The organism is Actinokineospora cianjurensis, from assembly GCF_003663795.1.
GTDB lineage: Bacteria > Actinomycetota > Actinomycetes > Mycobacteriales > Pseudonocardiaceae > Actinokineospora > Actinokineospora terrae.
In genome coordinates, this window is record NZ_RCDD01000001.1 from 1,478,114 (window position 1) to 1,495,517 (window position 17,404).

Below are 17,404 nucleotides of genomic sequence, written 5' to 3' on the forward strand. Positions count from 1 at the left end.
GGCGATGTCGGCGCAGGCGAGACAACAGCGCGTAACCGCATAGTCTTCTCCGCGTGATCGGAGCTACCCCACGCGACGACGTGCGCCGGGCCATGGTGGTCTGCGCGCACCCCGACGACGTCGACTTCGGCGCCGCGGGCACCGTCGCGAGCTGGACCTCGGCCGGGGTCGAGGTCACCTACTGCGTCGCCACCAGGGGCGAGGCCAGCGGCGACGGCAGCCGCCCGCGCGCCGAGGTCGGCGCGACCCGCCAGGCCGAGCAGCTGCACGCCGCCGACCTGCTCGGGGTCGCCGAGGTCGTCTTCCTCGACCACCCCGACGGCGCCGTCGAGCCCACCACCGCCCTGCGCCGCGACCTGACCAGGGTCATCCGGCGGGTCCGCCCGCAGCGCGTGCTCGGCTGGTCCCCCGAGATCAACTGGGACCACGTGCCCACCGCGCACCCGGACCACCGCGCGGTCGGCGCTGCCACCTTCGCGGCGATCTACCCCGACGCGCGCAACCCCAACGCCTACCCAGACCTCCTCGCCGAGGAGGGCCTGGAGCCGTGGGCGGTGTCGGAGCTGTGGATCGCCGACGCGCCGAAACACCTGCGCAACCACTGCGTCGACACCACGGAGTTCTTCGAGCGCCGGATGGCGGCGCTGCGCTGCCACGTCTCGCAGGTCGGTGCCAACACCGAGCTGGAGTCCCGGATGCACGCCCACTTCACCGACACCGCCGCCAGGTACGGCCTGCCCAGGGGGCGGCTGGCCGAGGAGTTCCAGGTCGTCAACACCGGCTGAGACGCCGAAGAGGAGTCGTACGCACGATGGCCCCCAGTGACGGCCAGCACGAAGAGATCCCCGACACCGACCCGCTCCACCTGGACACCGAGTACGCCGATAGCGCTGACGGTGTCGACGACAGCCAGGGCAAGCACCGCGCGTACGGGGTCCGTGCGCGGCGGGTGCGGGGGGCAGGGGCGCACGCGCTCAGCAGCGCCGCCCGTGCCGCCGACGAGACCGACGTGCTCCCGGTCATCGGCGCCACGGTCCGGGTCGACCGGCCCGCCACCGGGCTGGCCAAGTTCGACCTGGGCAGCATCCCGGCCTCGGTCACCCCGCCCCGCTCCTGGCGGCACGCGGCGTGGTTCGCGGTGACCTCGGCGATCCTGGTGGTGATCGGCCTGACCTACGCGGCGGCGACGCTGATGTCCGGGCCGCGCCGCCCGGACGTGATCGAGGCGCTGCCCGGGCTGCCCAGCCAGTTCCCCCGGCCGCTGACCGACGCGCCGTCCGGTCTCACCTCGACCCCGGAGCAGCAGCGGGAGTCCCCGGCGCCCACGACCACGACGGCGGACTCGCCAGCGCCGGGTCCGGTCGCCCCGCCGCCGACCGAGGCGCCGCCCACCGCGAGCGGGCCGGGGTCCTCCGCGCTCGTGCAGTCGACCAGCGCCCCCAGGCCGTTCTTCGAGACCGACGAGCCGCCGAGCGCGGCGCCGCGCAGCACCGTGGTCACCCCGATGCTGGTCGTCCCGCCGAACGACCCGAAGGCGATGGGCGACCGCACCGAGGACTACTACCGGCGCGTGGTCACCGACCCGGACGCGGCCTACGCGATGACCAGCGGCTACCTGCGCCGCCAGGGCCAGGAGCAGATCCAGCGGCGCTACGCCGGGGTGAGCAGGGTCGAGGTGGAGCGGATCGTGATCGACCCGACCAGGGCGCGCACCCGGTCGGTGCTCAAGGTCTTCCGCGAGGACGGCACGGTCGTCAGCGAGGAGCGGGAGCTGACCTTCTCCTACGGCGACGACCCGCTCATCACCGCGGACAAGGTGGCCGACTAGCCGTGGCCGCCGGGTGGTTCACCTCTTGCGCCTGGTCAGGCATGATGGGCGGGGTGGGGCCGAGGTGATGGACCGCGCGGCCCCCGGTGTTGGTCCGATCGCACCCGATCCAGCGGGTTCCGGTCGGAGCCGTGTGTCACCACTGCTCTTTTCGAGTGAATCTGGTCGCCGCCTATCGCCTCGATCGGGTGATGCGCCGAGAAAGAGTGGTGTGAGCACCCGGCAGCACGGTACGAGTTGCCCCGACGAGCGAGTCAGGCGGAGGAAAGCGGCAGTGGATCGTCCGACGACCGGTAAGCGCCGGGTGCGCTCCGGGTCGGTTCGCGTCGCAGACCTGATCCGGCGCCAGCCGGAGCCCGGCCCCGACCCCGTGGACGCCCCCGAGGCGTTCACCCCGACGGTGGACACCCAGTCGGTGCGGTTGGTGCCAGGGCACGAGGTCGGCGAACCGGGCCACCCGGCCTCGCGCACCGCGCGGTTGGCCAAGCTCACGGGTCTCGGCGTGGCCGTGGTCACGCTCTGCGGCGCGGTCGCCGCGGCGACGGTCGTGGCCCGTGATCGGGACTCCGGCCGTGGCGGGCAGCCAGATCACCGGCGAGCGCGCGTTGCTCCCGCACCAGCTCGGCCGGGTCGTCGCCGGTGACGGGCAGGTCGACGTCCAGGTAGTGTCGCAGTCCACCGGCGCGGCCTCGGCCAGCATCAGCCCACCGGCGAGCACCACCAGCCGCCCGCCGGTGGCGGGCTCCGGCCAGCGCAGGGGCACCGGGGACACCAACCCGGCGCGCTCCGAACGCGGCCAGCGGGCGCTCACCTCCAGCCGCGAACTGGTGCTGGAGTACTACCGGCTGATCGAGGTCAACCCGCGGTCGGCGTTCGAGCTCATCGCGGGCGACGTGCTGGGCACCACGCTCGGCGAGTTCCTCGGTTCCTGGACCGAGGTCAGCCGCATCGAGGTGCTCGACGTGGTGGAGCGGCGCGACGGAGTGCTCGCGGTAATCCGGATCCACCTGCGCGACGGTGTCCACCTGCGGGTGCAGCAGCTACTGACGGTCACCAGGACCGTGCCGCAGCGCATCGTCGACGCCGAGTTGGTCTCCGCGCAGCAGGACTGAGGTCCGGTGTGGTTGCCCCCATTCGGGGATGATTGTGACAGTATGTAGCGGTCACCGGTGGCGCCCCCGTGGTGGTGGGACTGCGTTCGTGCGCGCTGCGTGAACGCCTAGCCTGGACCGGTCGGCCAACCCCGGATCCGCACCGGTGACGCCGGTGCCGGGGTGCGCTCCGGTGGCGCGCACCCGCGCCGTTGACGAACAGCCCGCGAAGCGCTTCGCGGGTGAGGGAGGTTCCGGTCGGGATGAGCGACGAGGGCCGGCTGGTCGCCGGGCGCTACCGGCTGGAGCGACGCATCGGCAGCGGTGCCATGGGCGTCGTCTGGCAGGGCGTCGACGAGCGGCTGAACCGCACGGTGGCGATCAAGAAGCTGCTGCTGCCCCCCGGCCTGCCGGTCGACGAGGCCGAGGAGGCGGTGGCCCGCTGCAAGCGCGAGGGCCGCATCGCCGCCCGCCTGCACCACCCGAACGCGATCGCGGTGTTCGACGTGGCCGACGAGGACGGCGCGCCCTGCCTGATCATGGAGTACCTGCCGTCGGTGAGCCTGGCGATCGCGCTGACCGAGCGCGGCCCGCTGGCCCCGGCCGAGGTCGCCGCGATCGGCGCCCAGGTGGCCGCCGCGCTGGCCGCCGCGCACGCGGCCGGGATCGTGCACCGCGACATCAAGCCGGGCAACATCCTGCTCGGCGACGACGGCTCGGTGAAGATCACCGACTTCGGCATCTCCCGGGCCACCGACGACGTCACCGTCACCAAGACCGGCCTGATCGCGGGCACCCCCGCGTACCTGGCCCCCGAGGTCGCCATCGGCCGCGACCCCTCGGCCGCCTCCGACGTGTTCTCCCTCGGCTCGACGCTCTACGCGGCCACCGAGGGCGAGCCGCCGTTCGGCCTGTCGGAGAACACCCTCGGCCTGCTGCACGCGGTGGCCTCCGGCAAGATCAACCCGCCGTCGCAGTCCGGCCCGCTCACCGACGTGCTGGTGGCCCTGCTGGCCTCCGACGTCGAGGCGCGGCCGAGCGCGGCCAAGGCCCGCGACATGCTGATGGCGGTCGCCAGGGGCGACGAGCCGGACGTGCCCCCGGTGCCCACCGCGTCCGACTCGCGCACCAGGCTGATCGCCGCAGGCGCCCCCATCCAGGTCGGCGGGCGCACCCCGAGCAGGCAGGGGATGGCGAAGGTCGCCCCGCCGCCGCTGCCGCCGCGCTCGCGGATGCCGCTGGTGGTCGCCGGGGTCGGGCTGGCCGCGATCCTGGCGGTCGGCACGTTCTTCATCCTCAGCAAGGAGAACAGCGTCGGGCCGTCCGACCGGCCCGACACCGTCAACAACCCGTCCCCCTCGGTCGTGCTGCCCACCACCAGCGCCGACAAGCCCGAGGTCGGCCCGACGACCAAGGTCGTCGTGCCGACCACGAACCAGCCGAGGCAGACGACGGTGGTGACCACCACGACCACCCCGTCGGCGGCGACCACCACGACGACACCGTCGGTGCCGACCACCACCAGCACGCAGGTCACCACGACCACCCAGGACCCGAACAACTCGAGCGCGACCCCGACCACTACCCAGTGAGCCAGGAGCGGTAGCACATGACCAGCGAGCAGACCTTGGTGGCCGGGCGCTACCGGCTCGGCGCGCGCATCGGCAGCGGCGCCATGGGCGTGGTCTGGCAGGCCAAGGACGAGCGGCTGCACCGCACCGTCGCGGTCAAGCAACTGCTCTCCCAGCCGGGGCTCAGCGCCGACCAGGCCGAGGAGGCCCGCCAGCGCGCCATGCGCGAGGGCCGGATCGCCGCCAGGCTCGCGCACCCCAACGCGATCACCGTCTACGACGTGGCCGAGCACGACAACGAGCCGTGGCTGATCATGGAGTACCTGCCGTCGAAGAGCCTGGCGACGGCGCTGACGGAGCGCGAGGTGCTCCCCCCGGTCGAGGCGGCCAGGATCGGCACCCAGATCGCGGCGGCCCTGGTCGCCGCGCACGCGGCCGGGATCGTGCACCGCGACGTGAAGCCCGCGAACGTCCTGCTCGGCGACGACGGCACCGTCAAGATCACCGACTTCGGCATCTCCCGGGCCACCGGCGACATCACGGTTACCGCTACCGGCATGCTCGCGGGCACACCGGCCTACCTGGCGCCTGAGGTCGCCAAGGGCGAGGCTCCTACGCCTGCCGCGGACGTGTTCTCGCTGGGTTCGACGCTCTATACGGCGGTAGAGGGGCATTCGCCGTTCGGGCTATCGGAGAACACGCTTGCGCTGCTGTACGCGGTCGCCGCGGGCAAGGTGACGCCGCCGCGCCAGGCCGGGCCTCTTACGGCTCTCCTGATGCAGCTGCTGCGCGCCGACCCGAAGGAAAGACCGACGATGACGGCGGCGAAGGAAGCCCTCGCCGCGGTCGCCGCGGGCAAGCCGCTGCCCGCTGTCGCCATGCTCAACCAGCGGACCGTTCCCGCGCCCCGCCCGCAGACCCTGCCCCCGGTCAGCGGAACCCGCCTGGACGTCAACCCGTTCGCGGAGCCGAACCCGTCCGGCCCGATGCGCCAGCCCGCGGTCCCCCAACCACAGCAGCCGCCGCGCAACTACGGCCCCCGCACGCCCCCCGGCGGCGCCGTCCGCCAGCCCCCGGCCCCGGAACGCAAGAAGAAGCACGACGTCCGGTCGATCCTGCTGACGGTCCTGGCGATCGTCGCCGCCGCTCTTATCGGCATCCTGGTCGCGAGCCTGTTCACCACCAAGAACTCTCCCCAGGCAAGCGGCCTGTCTTCGACAACTACCGCAGCGCCGACCACTACGACCAGCAGCACGACTCCTCGCGCTTCGACGACCACTCCGCCGCGCCCCACCACGACGTCGCCACCCCCATCGCCGTCGTCAGGCCCAACGGCAGCGGAAGCCGAAGGCGCACTGCGGAACTACTACGCATTCCTCCCCGCGAACACCAAGGCCGCCTGGGAGCTGCTCACCGACAAAGCCCGCGACAAGTCCGGCGGCTACGACAAGTTCACCAAGTTCTACGACACCCTGACCGCCGTGGAACTCGTCGAGGCCAAAGCCGAGGGCAACCGGGTGGCCGCCCAGATCAAGTTCACCCACAAGAACGGCAAAGCCTCCCAGGAGCCCTACATCTTCGTCCTCGCCAAGCAGGACGGCACCCTCAAGATCGACAACTTCGCCCAGGCCCGCAACGGCTGAGGGACGCGCCCCCGCTCCACCCAGGACAGTGCCCGACCCGCGTCGACATCCACTCGATCGTGCGGGTTGGGGTGGTGAACGCCGGTCTTGGGTTGCCGTGGTGGGCGGTGGGGCGCAGGGTGCGGGTGAGGAGAGGAGCCCGGGATGGCGATCTGCGACACCTGTGGGAATGACTACTGGATGGCGTTCGAGGTGCGGACCGTCAGCGGGCAGGTCTACACCTTCGACTGCTTCGAGTGCGCGGCGACGAAGTTGGCGCCGGTGTGCGAGCACTGCTCGTGCCGGATCCTCGGGCACGGGGTGGAGGTCGAGGGGCGCTTCTACTGCTGCGCGCACTGCGCCCGGTCCGTGGACGACCGGTTGGGGGCGCGGATTCGGGACGCCGTGGGGGCGCATCCCGGGTGAGGCAGGCCCGGCCCCAACCGCGCGGGGTGGTGGGGCCGGGTCGCCGGGGGTCAGGTCCGGGGTTTGAGGGTGATCTCGAGGGTGTTGCCCGGTCCGGCGATGAGGCCGCTGAGCAGTGGGGTCAGCGGGCCGCAGCCCTGGAGGGCGGGCAACGTGTAGGTGCCTGCCAGTTTCCCGCCGCGGATCGGGTCGAAACCGGGCTTGGACGCCAGCGGGATCACCGCGGGGGACTTGGTCTGGCAGCCGGGGTTGGCGCTGATCGGGAAGCCGAGGACGCTGACCCGGGGCAGCTTCACGATCACGGTGGACGTGGTGGTCAGTGCCCCGCCGGACAGGGTGCCGGTGGTGCTGCCGACCTGCTCGAAGCGGACCTGGGCGGTGACCGGCAGCAGGCCCCACAACCGGAACCGGCCGGTGGTCGGGTTGAGGGTCAGCTTCGCGTCGACCGCGCCCGTGGTCAGCACGACCTGGGCGTCGATACCGCCGCGCAGGTCCAGGCGGCCGTCGAGGGCGCGGAGTGTGCCGGTGCCGGTCAGTTCGTAGCCGTACTTGATGACCGGCGGCCCCGTGGTCGGCTTGGTCAGCACGGTCACCGCCGCGCTGGCGGGTGACACATTGCCTGCGGCGTCACGGGCCTTGACCGTGAACGTGTACGAGGTGTCCGCGGTGAGCCCGGAGACGGTGGCCGTGGTCCCGGTGACGCTGGTGGCGAGGGTCGTGCCGCGGTACAGGTCGTACCCGACGACGCCGACGTTGTCGGTGGCCGCGTCCCACGCGAGGGTCGCGGAGGTGTCGGTGACGCCGGTCGACCGCAGGTTCCCCGGTGCGCTCGGCGCCGCGGTGTCCGACGACGACTGCGTCCGGACCGTCAGCGCCGCGCTGGCGGGTGACACGTTGCCTGCGGCGTCGCGGGCCTTGACCGTGAACGTGTACGACGTGTCCGCAGTGAGGCCGTTGATCGTCGCCGTGGTGCCGCTGGACGTGGCCACGGAGGCGGTGCCCTGGAAGACCTCGTACCCGGTGACGCCCACGTTGTCCGTGGCCGCGTTCCAGGCGAGGCTGATGCTGGTCTGCGTGACGCCGGTCGAGCGCAGGCTGCCCGGGGCGGTCGGTGCCGCGGTGTCCGGCGCCTGCTGGGTGCGCACCTTCAGCGCCGCGCTAGCCGGGGACACATTGCCCGCCGCGTCGCGTGCCTTGACGGTGTAGGTGTGCTCGGTGTCGGCGGTCAGCCCGGTGATGGTCGCGCTGGTGCCGGTCGAGGTGGCCACGGAGGTGGCGCCCTCGAAGACCTCGTACCCGGCCACGCCCACGTTGTCCGTGGCGGCGTTCCAGGCGAGGTTGACGCTGGTCTGTGTGACGCCGGTCGAGCGCAGGTTGGCTGGGGCGGTCGGTGCCGTGGTGTCGGGTGCGGGCTTGGTGCGTACTGCCAGCGCCGCGCTGGCGGGTGACACGTTGCCTGCGGCGTCGTGGGCTTTGACCGTGACCGTGTATGGGGTGTCTGCGACTAGGCCGTTGATTGTGGCTGTGGTGCCGCTGGTTGTGGCCACGGAGGTGGTGCCTTGGAAGACCTCGTAGCCGGTGACGCCCACGTTGTCCGCCGCCGCATCCCACGCGAGGGCGACACTGGTCTGGGTGACGGTGGTGGCGCGCAGGTTCCCCGGCGCGGTCGGTGCCGCGGTGTCCGGTGCTGCCTCCGTGCGGGCCGTCGCCGCCGCACTGGCGGGTGACACGTTGCCTGCGGCGTCGCGGGCCTTGACCGTGAACGAGTACTCGGTGTCGGGGGAGAGGCCGTCGACGGTGGCGGTGGTGCCGGTGACGGACTTGGCGAGGGTGGTGCCGCGGTAGACGTCGTACCCGGTCACACCCACGTTGTCGCCCGCCGCCGTCCACTCCAGACTGACGCTGGACTGGGTGGTGCCGGTGACGCTCAGGTTTGTCGGCGCGCTGGGAGCCTGGGTGTCCGGTGCCGCAGTGGTCCGAGCGGTCACCGCGGCGCCGGCAGCGGAGACGTTCCCCGCCGCGTCGCGCGCCTTGACGGTGAACGAGTACTCCGTGTCCGCCGTGAGCCCATCGATGGTCGCGGTCGTCTCGGTGACGGACTTCGCCAGCGTCGTGCCCCGGTACACGTCGTACCCGACCACGCCGACGTTGTCGGTGGCCGCCTCCCACGCCAACCCGACGCTGGACTGCGAAGACCCCGTGGACCGCAGTCCGGTGGGCGCGCTCGGTGCTGCCGTGTCCGGTGCCGCCGAGGTGCGCGCGGTCACCGCGTCACTCGCGGCCGAGGCGTTGCCCGCCGCGTCGCGCGCCTTGACGGTGAACGAGTACTCCGTGTTCGCGGCCAACCCGTCCACGGTCGCCGCAGTGCCGGTGACCGTCTTCGCCAGCGTCGTGCCCCGGTACACGTCGTACCCGGTCACGCCCTTGTTGTCCGCCGAGGCGTTCCACGACAGGGCGACACTGCTCTGGGTGACACCGGTGACAGCGAGGCCCGCGGGCGCGGTCGGCGCCTCGGTGTCCTCGGCGTCGACGACGGTGATGTCGGCGAACAGCGTGTTCTGCCCCGGCACCTGGGTGCACGCCGAGTCGAACGTGCCCAGCGGCGCCGTGCCGTCCGGCTTCTTCGGGGTCAGCCGCAGCACCAGGTCCCTGATGAAGATCTGCACGACCCCCACCCGCGGCGCGGTGATCGACGGCGCCTGCCCGGTCGCGTTGACGATGAAGTCCTGCCCGGTCGGTGGCACCGGTTGCAGCGGGACCGTGGCGGGCACCTGCAACGGCAGCGTCAGCCCCGGCATCACCAGTTCGGTGTTGGCCGTCGCCGAGCCCTCGATGGTGACCGCGCCGATCAGGTTCATGCCCTGGGTCGCGGTCGGCCCCGCGTTCGACACCGTGTCGATGACGAACTCCGGCGACGGCGTGCCGACCGGCATCTCGGTCGGGATGTCGCCCTTGATCGTCACCTTGACCTGCTGGGTGCCGATCAGGGGGAACGGGCAGGTGTAGTCGAGCGTGATCTCCCGTGGCGATGCGGTACCGGTGCCGGATCCGACCAGCACCCCCGTGACCACGAGACTGGCGACCGCCGCGGCGGTGGCCAGTCTGCTGCCTCTGCTTCCGAACTTCACGCGGGCTTCCTCTCCACAACGCCACGCACCCGCCGAAAATGCGCGCGGCGAAGCACCGCGTTCGTCTGTGCCGGGCGCGTTACGGGCAAGCTAAGGGGAAGACAAATGAAACAGCCGCCGCGCAGTTCGACGCAATACCGCCGCCGAATCCCGGAATAACTTGTCACCGCCGGACAAATTCGCGGGTGGCGATTGTCCGGCCGTATTCACCGCCGGGGTCGATCAGGTCGACCAGGGCGCCAGCGGTATCCCGTCGAGCATCGGCAGCACCCCGGTCCGGTGCAGCGCGATCGCCGACATCCACAGCGCGAGCACGGTCAGCGCCGGGCCGACCAGGGTCATCTCCACCCGGCCGCCGGTGCGCATCCGCATGATCTTCGGCGGCGCGATCGGGAACCAGGTCTTCCAGGCGATCGGCACCGGCCACAGGATCGGGCAGCCCTGCTCGGTGATCGCGTCGCCGAGGTAGTGCGCGATGCAGCCGATGCCGACCGCGACCCCGCAGGCCGCCGCGTCCGCGGTCGTCTGGTCGGTCCACTTCAGGCAGGCGTAGGTGAGCAGCAGGGCGGTGCCGGTGATCCACAGCGCGTCGTTGCGCGGGCACCACTTGTGCATGATCCCGCGCACCGCGAGCCCGCTGAAGAAGAACATCAGCACCGGCAGCGCCCACGACCGGCTGGTCTGGATGATCGCCGTGGTCACCACGGTCGCGACCAGCGCGAACACCAGGGTGTGGGTGAGGCCGCGGTGCCCGCCGTCGCGGTTGGAGTCGCGCTTGGTGCGGGTCAGCCGGTAGACGCCGTGGCTGATGCTGTTGAACACCTTGGACGCGGCCTGGGTGACCGGGCCGAAGGTGGAGGAGACGGTCGACTCGGGGTGGTCCAGGTCGGGTAAGAGCGCCGCGCCGGTGGCCAGGACCGCGCCGACCAGCCAGCCCTTGGCCGACAGGCTGCCGAGGTTGTGGCCCTCGGCCAGCGCGGTGACCGCGGCCCATGCGGCCAGCCCGCTCATCGCGTGCGTAGGACCGGTCGACACCGGTGTACCCCCAGGAAACTCGAAAGCCGACAAACCCCGCCCACTCTAGGATCCAGGGGGTGCCGCTCCCCGCGTTTCCGATCAAGACCCGCCGACTCGTTCTCCGCCGCTACGCCGCCGACGACCTCGACGCGCTGCACGCCGTGCAGTCGCGGGAGGACGTGACCAGGTACCTCTACTGGGGGCCGCGTACGCGCGAAGAGGTCGAGAAGGCCCTGGCTGAGCGGATTGGGCTAACCGCGCTGTCCGTCGACGGCGCCCGGATAGTGCTAGCGGTCGAGTTGGCCGAGACCGGGGCCCTAGTGGGTGATCTGACCCTGTTCCTGGTGAGCAAGGAGCACCGGACAGCGGAGATCGGGTACATCTTCCACCCGGATCACGCAGGCCACGGTTACGCCACCGAGGCCGCGGCGGAGCTTGTGCGCATCGCGTTCGACCACCTCGACATGCACCGGGTCGTAGCGCGGCTCGACGCCGCTAACACTGCCTCGTCGCGGTTGCTCGAACGGCTGGGTATGCGGAAAGAGGCCCACTTTGTGCGCAACGAGTACGTCCGCGGCCGGTGGGCTGATGAGGCTGTCTACGCGATGCTCGCCAGCGAGTGGGAGTCAGCCAAGACCGCGGAACCGTTCGTGCGCGGCCTGCCGGGTGACGCCTAGCGCCTGCCCCACCTCGGTCCAGGATGCGCCGCCGGTGCGGGCAGCGGCTACGGCGCGCTGGGTCAGCGGCCGGTGCCAGGACTCGATCTCGGTGAGCAGTTTGAGCGCGATGTCGGGCCGGGTCTTGATCAGCTCCGCCACCTGCTCGCGCAGCACGTCCGACTTGACCAGCAGCCAGCCGGGCGGCTCGGCCTCGACGGCGGGCAGGGCGTGGCCGCGCAGCCAGTGCGCCACGGCCTCGTCGCGGGTGGCGAAGTGGCGGTCGGCCACCCAGCCGCAGTCGCAGTGCGGCCGCAGGTCGGTGATAGTGCCCTGGTGACCAGGCAGGTCCATGTCGTCCATGGCTGTCAGGATACCTTGACGCAATCACCGTTCGGGTGACCGTGCCCACAGGCACCGCGTGCCCGGATAGCAGTACGCTTGTACCGTTTTATGGCGTAAAAGGCGAGAGGAGCACCGCGGCTCATGGCCAAGATCAAGGTCCAGGGGAAGGTCGTCGAACTCGACGGCGACGAGATGACCCGGATCATCTGGCAGTTCATCAAGGACAAGCTGGTCCACCCCTACCTGGACGTGGACCTGGAGTACTACGACCTGGGCATCGAGCACCGCGACGCCACCGACGACCAGGTGACCATCGACGCCGCCAACGCCATCAAGCAGCACGGGGTCGGCGTCAAGTGCGCCACCATCACCCCGGACGAGGCGCGGGTCGAGGAGTTCGGCCTGAAGAAGATGTGGGTCTCGCCCAACGGCACGATCCGCAACATCCTCGGCGGCGTGGTGTTCCGCGAGCCGATCATCATCTCCAACATCCCGCGGCTGGTGCCGGGTTGGACCAAGCCGATCATCATCGGCCGCCACGCCCACGGCGACCAGTACAAGGCCACCAACTTCAAGGTCCCCGGCGCCGGTGAGCTGACCGTCACCTTCACCCCGGCGGACGGCTCCGAGCCGATCAAGCACGTGGTGGCCAACTACGGCCCCGACGGCGGCGTCGCGATGGGCATGTACAACTACAACAAGTCGATCGAGGACTTCGCCCGCGCGTCGTTCTCCTACGGCCTGCAGCGCGAGTACCCGGTGTACCTCTCGACCAAGAACACCATCCTCAAGGCGTACGACGGTGCCTTCAAGGACATCTTCCAGGCCGTGTTCGAGGCGGAGTTCAAGGCCGACTTCGACGCCAAGGGCCTCACCTACGAGCACCGGCTCATCGACGACATGGTCGCCGCCGCGCTCAAGTGGGAAGGCGGCTACGTCTGGGCCTGCAAGAACTACGACGGCGACGTCCAGTCCGACACCGTCGCCCAGGGCTTCGGCTCCCTCGGCCTGATGACCTCCGTCCTGTCCACCCCGGACGGCCGCACCGTCGAGGCCGAGGCCGCCCACGGCACCGTCACCCGGCACTACCGCCAGCACCAGGCGGGCAAGCCCACCTCGACCAACCCGATCGCGTCCATCTACGCGTGGACCCGCGGCCTGGCACACCGGGGCACGCTGGACAACACCCCCGAGGTCACCGGCTTCGCGCAGACCCTGGAGCGCGTCGTCATCGAAACCGTCGAGAGCGGCAAGATGACCAAGGACCTGGCGCTGCTGGTCGGCAAGGACCAGGAGTGGCAGACCACTGAGGACTTCCTCGGTACGTTGGATGAGAACCTGCAGAAGGCTGCGGGCTGAGTGCTTTTTGTTGACGGCCCTCGCGCTTTGGCGCGGGGGCCGTTTGCTTTGGGTTTGTGGTGGGGTGCTTTTGTGGGTTGTCCACAGGGTGGTGGCTTGCTCGGCCTGGTTTGTCGGTGCTGCTCGGTAAGCTGTATATCGGGGGCTGCTGTGGCGGGTTTGATCTTGGGCTGAGGGGTTGCGGCTCTCGTTCTCGCCTGCGGCGTCGACGGTGAACGCCTCGCCTGCGGCATTGCGTGGGGGCGCGAGAAAGCGAAGAGCTCGATGCGGCGAACTTGTTTTGCGCGGGGCCCCTACGACACCCGGGCAGAACCACAAAGCAGGGGCCGAAAAGCAGGCCCTGCCACGGTGAGCGACGCTACGGGTGCCGTCCCCCCACACAAAACAAGTCCGCCCCATCGAGCCGGCTTGGCACCAGCGGATCCGAGGAGCGCGTGGCTGGCCAACGTTGTCTAGGGCGCGTGGTTGGCCAACGTTGTCTGGGGGTGTGGTGGGGCCAACGATCGTGAAGGCCGGGTGGAGACCACCGTCGTAGAGGGGCGGGTGGGGGCCAACGCCTGTGAGGGCCGGGTGTGGGCCATCGTTGTTTGGGGCCTGTTCGGACCAACGTTCAAGAGGGGCGGGCTGGGGCGGGGGCTGTGACTGTCGGTGCTGGGGGTTGGCTCCAGTGGGTGGTTCGGGGCTTTGGCACTGGCGCTGGTGTGGTCGGGTGCGGGACCGTGGGGTAGAGCCGTCCGCGCGCCGTGGAGTGTGAGTCGTGTTGTTGCCCAAGGGCACCCTGCTCGTCGGTGGTGGGATCGTCGCCGTGGCCATCATTTATTCGATGGGGGTCGATCCGCCCAGTGGTCAGTCGTCGCCTGCCAGTGGGGTTGGGGGGTGTCGGGTGGCGGTCACCGCTGACGTCCTCAACGTGCGGGCTGCTCCTGAGGCGGCTGCGGCTGTGGTCGGGAAGTTCAAGACCGGGGCGGAGACCGACGCCGAGAAGGTCGTGCAGAACGGGTTCCGGAAGTTGGGCGAGAACCGGTGGGCGGCGACGGAGTTCCTCAAGCCGCTCGACGGGCGCGACTGCGGGTAGGCGGTAGCCCGGTCACTAGGGTGTTCGCGTGCTGACTGTCTCCACTGTCAACGTGAATGGCCTGCGCGCCGCCGCCAAGAAGGGCTTCCTGGACTGGCTGGCGACCACCGAGGCCGACGTCGTGTGCCTGCAAGAGGTGCGCGCCCCCGTCGAGGAGCTCCCGGCCGAGCTCAGCGACGGCTGGCACGCCGTGCACGCCGAGTCCACCCTGCTGCGCGGCCGCAACGGCGTCGCCGTGTACTCCAGGGCCGAGTCGGAGGCCACCAGGGTCGGCTTCGGCGTCCCCGAGTTCGAGGCCAGCGGCCGGTACGTGGAGGCGTGGTTCCCCGGCCTGGTCGTGGCCAGCGTGTACCTGCCCAGCGGCGAGGTCGGCACGCTGCGGCAGGACCAGAAGGAGCGCTTCATGGCGACCTTCCTGCCCTACCTCGTCGAACTCCGGGCCAAGGCCGCCACCGACGGCCGCGAGGTCCTCGTCTGCGGCGACTGGAACATCGCCCACCAGGAGATCGACCTCAAGGCGTGGAAGGCCAACCGCAAGAACGCGGGCTTCACCCCCGGCGAACGCGCCTGGATGACCCGCGTCTTCGACGAGGCGGGCTACCGCGACGTCCTGCGCCAGCTGCACCCGGACGGCCCCGGCCCGTACACCTGGTGGTCCTACCGGGGCAAAGCCTTTGACAACGACTCCGGCTGGCGCATCGACCTGCACGTCTCGACCCCGCGCCTGGCCACCCGCACCCACTCCATCACCGTCGAACGCCCCGAGAGCTACGACGCCCGCTGGACCGACCACGCCCCCGTCACCGCCGTCTACGACTGGCCGCCCGCCGAGTGACCGGTGCGCGAGTTCGCCCCGCCCGCACCGCCTGAGGTCGCTGCCCGCCTGGTGAGTTCGAGCGGGCGGCGGGGTCACTCTTGTGGGTGGAGTGTGGGGCGCCTGTGGGTCACGGGGTGCGGTCGGGTGGGTACGGGGCGTTCCGCAGGTCGGGGTGGGCTTGGTGTGAGCGGGGACACGTGGCCGGGAGCCAGGTGGCGGTTTGGTGATCGACTACCCCGTGCCGCGAGGGGTTCGGGAGGGGGATAGTCTCGCTCGCGTCAGCCGAACGTGCGGTCTTGACCGCCACGATCGGTCGCGGGTTCCGGGGACCAGGCCGATGGTGCTAGTCCAATCGAGGGACGGTACAGCAGTGTCTAAGGGTGTCGATTCGTGAGCGTGTGGTCTCCGCGCGCACTGGGGTCGCGCGTGGCGGTCGCCGGGTCGGTGGCCGTGGTCTTCCTCGTCGAGTCCGCGCAGGGTGCCGCGGCGGCGACCGGGGGGACGGTCGAGAGCAGTGTCCCGTTCACCGTGGCCGGTCCGGTCGGGATCGCGGCGGTGGCGGTGGGGGCCGGTGGGCTCGCGGTGGGGCTGCTGCGCAGGCGCAAGGCGTCGAAGGCGCCCGTTGTGCCCGTGGTGGTCGCGCCGTTGAAGGTGCCCGCGCCGAGGCGTTCCCAGGCCGACAACCCGGCCTGAACCAGAGCACGCAAGAGGCCCCCCGCCACAAGCGGGGGGCCTCTTGTCGTTAGTACTAGCGGACTGCTGGCCAGGGCGGTGCTACCTGACCGCAGGCCAGGACAGTGCTAGCGGACCGCTGCCAGGGCTGTGCTATCGGACCGCCGCCAGGGCTGTGCTATCGGACCGCCGCCAGGGCGTCGATCAGGCCGGAGCCGTAGAACCCACGACCGGACTTGCCGCCCTCACAGGTGGCCGCCCAGACGCCGGTGCCGTCCGGGTCGTACACGCCGGGCGGGCACGGCAGCTTGTCGGCGCCGACGTGCAGCGCGCCGATGACGACCGGGGCGGGCCAGTGGCGGTGCGTCGAGCGGATCAGCGCGACGACACCGGCGGCGTGCGGGGACGCCATCGAGGTGCCCTGCTTGTAGCCCCACGCGCCACCGACCACGGTCGAGAGGATGCGGCCGTTGGCGTCGGGCGTGCTCGGGACCTGCATGCGGTCACCGCCGGGGGCGGCGACATCGGTCTCGGTGATGCCGTAGTTGGAGAAGTAGGACTTCTCGTTCTTCACGCCGGTCGAGGAGACCCCGACGACGCCGTCGATCTCGCTGGGCAGGTTGAAGCACTCCGGGCCGGTCTCGCGGGTCGTCGGGGTGCCGTTGTTCGGGCTGCCCGAGTCGGTGATGTCGTGCGAGAGGTCCCAGTTGCTGTTGCCGAGCGCGGCGACGTTGACCACGCCGCGGCGGGCCGAGTAGTCCACCGCGCGGGTCACGGCGGTGATCACGGCGCGCTGGTCGGCGTCGGTGCGGCACCACAGGAACCACGGGTCGATGAAGTACGAGTTGTTGGTGACGTGGATGCCCTTCTCGGCAGCCCACACGAACCCGCAGATCGCGTACTCGGGGTAGATGAAGCCCTCGTCGTCGACGACCTTCACCGAGGCCAGCTTGACGTTCGGGGCGACGCCGACGACGCCGACACCGTTCTTGGCCGCGGCGATGATGCCCGCGACGTGGGTGCCGTGGTCGCTGGTGGTCGGCGCCCACGCGGCCGGGGTGGTGTCCGGGACACCCTCGTTGGTGCAGCCGACCGAGCGGGACGCGTCGACGTTGGCCGCGAGGTCGGGGTGGGTGGCCTCGATGCCGGAGTCGAGCACGCCGACGACGACGTTCGAGCTGCCGCCGGAGCGCGCGTGCGCCTGGTCGGCCTTGATCGCGCCGAGGTTCCACTGGTTGACGCTCAGCGGGTCGCCCGGGTCGGTCGGCTTGCCCTTGCCGCCGTTGGTGACGACGGCCTCGGTCGCCTCGAGCGACTTGGCGTTGGCCCCGGCCGCGATGCGCGCCGCGGGCGGGGTGGTGGCCAGCTCGGCGAGGTTGCGGGTCGCGCCAGCGCCGCGCACACCGTTCTTGCGGCGCACGACGGTGGCGAAGTCGGCGTTGGCCGAGGTCGCGACGACGACGCCGATCTGCGGCCAGCTCTTGAGCACGGTGCCGCCTGAGTCGCGCACCGCGCGCTCGACCTGCGCCAGGCCGCGGTGCTCGTCACCGAGGACGACGAAGTGCGCCCCACCCGCCGCCGACGCGGCCGGGGTTGCGGGCTGCGCGGCCGTGGCCTGGCCCGCGGCGGTCGCCAGACCGGTCGCTGCGGTGGCGAGCACCACCGCGGCGCCGAGCAGGCGGATTCGGGAACGTCTCTGCACTGGGGGAACCTCCAGGTCGGGGATCGGGAGGCCCTGCCTACGCCGGTCGGGCGCACACGCACCTGGCATGGCCTGCGCAGAACCTGTCACCTTGG

The 17,404-nt window shown here is 71.0% G+C and carries 16 protein-coding genes; 12 read left to right on the plus strand and 4 right to left on the minus strand.

What is annotated here, in order from left to right; translation table 11 throughout:
* The first annotated feature begins 53 nt into the window (after nucleotides 1-53).
* The 7 genes from CLV68_RS07090 to CLV68_RS07115 all read left to right on the plus strand — a co-directional run bounded on the left by CLV68_RS07090 (nucleotide 54) and on the right by CLV68_RS07115 (nucleotide 6,538).
* Nucleotides 54-785, plus strand: a complete 732-nt coding sequence (locus tag CLV68_RS07090) for a PIG-L deacetylase family protein (protein ID WP_246009696.1) — start codon at nucleotides 54-56, stop codon at nucleotides 783-785.
* 26 nt (nucleotides 786-811) lie between these two features.
* On the plus strand, nucleotides 812-1,828 hold the full coding sequence (locus tag CLV68_RS07095; protein WP_121389676.1) for a hypothetical protein: 1,017 nt from the start codon (nucleotides 812-814) through the stop codon (nucleotides 1,826-1,828).
* A gap of 274 nt (nucleotides 1,829-2,102) precedes the next feature.
* Nucleotides 2,103-2,471, plus strand: a complete 369-nt coding sequence (locus CLV68_RS33305; protein WP_147459897.1) for a hypothetical protein — start codon at nucleotides 2,103-2,105, stop codon at nucleotides 2,469-2,471.
* The gene (locus tag CLV68_RS07100) at nucleotides 2,383-2,940 is read left to right on the plus strand and encodes a hypothetical protein (protein WP_121389677.1); all 558 of its coding nucleotides are present in this window, start codon (nucleotides 2,383-2,385) and stop codon (nucleotides 2,938-2,940) included. The genes CLV68_RS33305 and CLV68_RS07100 overlap by 89 nt, the downstream gene beginning before the upstream one ends.
* A 242-nt stretch (nucleotides 2,941-3,182) precedes the next feature.
* Complete coding sequence (locus CLV68_RS07105; RefSeq protein WP_121389678.1) at nucleotides 3,183-4,511, plus strand: serine/threonine-protein kinase; 1,329 nt, start codon at nucleotides 3,183-3,185, stop codon at nucleotides 4,509-4,511.
* 17 nt (nucleotides 4,512-4,528) lie between these two features.
* Nucleotides 4,529-6,133, plus strand: a complete 1,605-nt coding sequence (locus CLV68_RS07110; protein WP_121389679.1) for a serine/threonine-protein kinase — start codon at nucleotides 4,529-4,531, stop codon at nucleotides 6,131-6,133.
* Nucleotides 6,134-6,277: 144 nt separating this feature from the next.
* Nucleotides 6,278-6,538, plus strand: coding sequence for a Prokaryotic metallothionein (locus tag CLV68_RS07115; protein ID WP_121389680.1), 261 nt, complete (start codon nucleotides 6,278-6,280; stop codon nucleotides 6,536-6,538).
* Nucleotides 6,539-6,588: 50 nt separating this feature from the next.
* On the opposite strand, the gene CLV68_RS07120 is transcribed toward CLV68_RS07115, so the two are convergent.
* Nucleotides 6,589-9,666 (minus strand): fibronectin type III domain-containing protein, encoded by a 3,078-nt coding sequence (locus CLV68_RS07120; RefSeq protein WP_246009697.1) that lies wholly within the window; start codon nucleotides 9,664-9,666, stop codon nucleotides 6,589-6,591.
* Between the two features lie 222 nt (nucleotides 9,667-9,888).
* Nucleotides 9,889-10,701, minus strand: coding sequence for a metal-dependent hydrolase (locus CLV68_RS07125; protein ID WP_170224146.1), 813 nt, complete (start codon nucleotides 10,699-10,701; stop codon nucleotides 9,889-9,891).
* A 59-nt stretch (nucleotides 10,702-10,760) separates the two neighbouring features.
* Between CLV68_RS07125 and CLV68_RS07130 the strand changes: the two genes are divergently transcribed.
* Nucleotides 10,761-11,360, plus strand: a complete 600-nt coding sequence (locus CLV68_RS07130; RefSeq protein WP_121389682.1) for a GNAT family N-acetyltransferase — start codon at nucleotides 10,761-10,763, stop codon at nucleotides 11,358-11,360.
* Here CLV68_RS07130 and CLV68_RS07135 read toward each other — a convergent pair.
* On the minus strand, nucleotides 11,310-11,702 hold the full coding sequence (locus tag CLV68_RS07135; protein WP_121389683.1) for a hypothetical protein: 393 nt from the start codon (nucleotides 11,700-11,702) through the stop codon (nucleotides 11,310-11,312). The two genes, CLV68_RS07130 and CLV68_RS07135, sit on opposite strands and share 51 nt — an antisense overlap.
* A 123-nt stretch (nucleotides 11,703-11,825) precedes the next feature.
* Here CLV68_RS07135 and CLV68_RS07140 point away from each other — a divergent pair, with 123 nt between their 5' ends.
* The 4 genes from CLV68_RS07140 (at nucleotide 11,826) to CLV68_RS07155 (ending at nucleotide 15,628) form a co-directional block, all read left to right on the plus strand.
* Nucleotides 11,826-13,043 carry an NADP-dependent isocitrate dehydrogenase gene (locus tag CLV68_RS07140; RefSeq protein WP_121389684.1) on the plus strand — a complete coding sequence of 406 codons (1,218 nt, stop codon included), beginning with the start codon at nucleotides 11,826-11,828 and terminating at the stop codon, nucleotides 13,041-13,043.
* A gap of 883 nt (nucleotides 13,044-13,926) precedes the next feature.
* Nucleotides 13,927-14,118 (plus strand): hypothetical protein, encoded by a 192-nt coding sequence (locus tag CLV68_RS34950; RefSeq protein ID WP_246009698.1) that lies wholly within the window; start codon nucleotides 13,927-13,929, stop codon nucleotides 14,116-14,118.
* A gap of 28 nt (nucleotides 14,119-14,146) precedes the next feature.
* Complete coding sequence (locus CLV68_RS07150) at nucleotides 14,147-14,953, plus strand: exodeoxyribonuclease III (RefSeq protein ID WP_121389685.1); 807 nt, start codon at nucleotides 14,147-14,149, stop codon at nucleotides 14,951-14,953.
* A 372-nt stretch (nucleotides 14,954-15,325) separates the two neighbouring features.
* A complete protein-coding gene (locus tag CLV68_RS07155) occupies nucleotides 15,326-15,628 on the plus strand; it encodes a hypothetical protein (protein ID WP_147459898.1) in 303 nt (100 codons plus the stop codon).
* A 157-nt stretch (nucleotides 15,629-15,785) separates the two neighbouring features.
* Here CLV68_RS07155 and CLV68_RS07160 read toward each other — a convergent pair whose 3' ends face one another.
* Complete coding sequence (locus CLV68_RS07160; RefSeq protein ID WP_246009699.1) at nucleotides 15,786-17,309, minus strand: S8 family peptidase; 1,524 nt, start codon at nucleotides 17,307-17,309, stop codon at nucleotides 15,786-15,788.
* Between the last annotated feature and the right edge of the window lie 95 nt (nucleotides 17,310-17,404).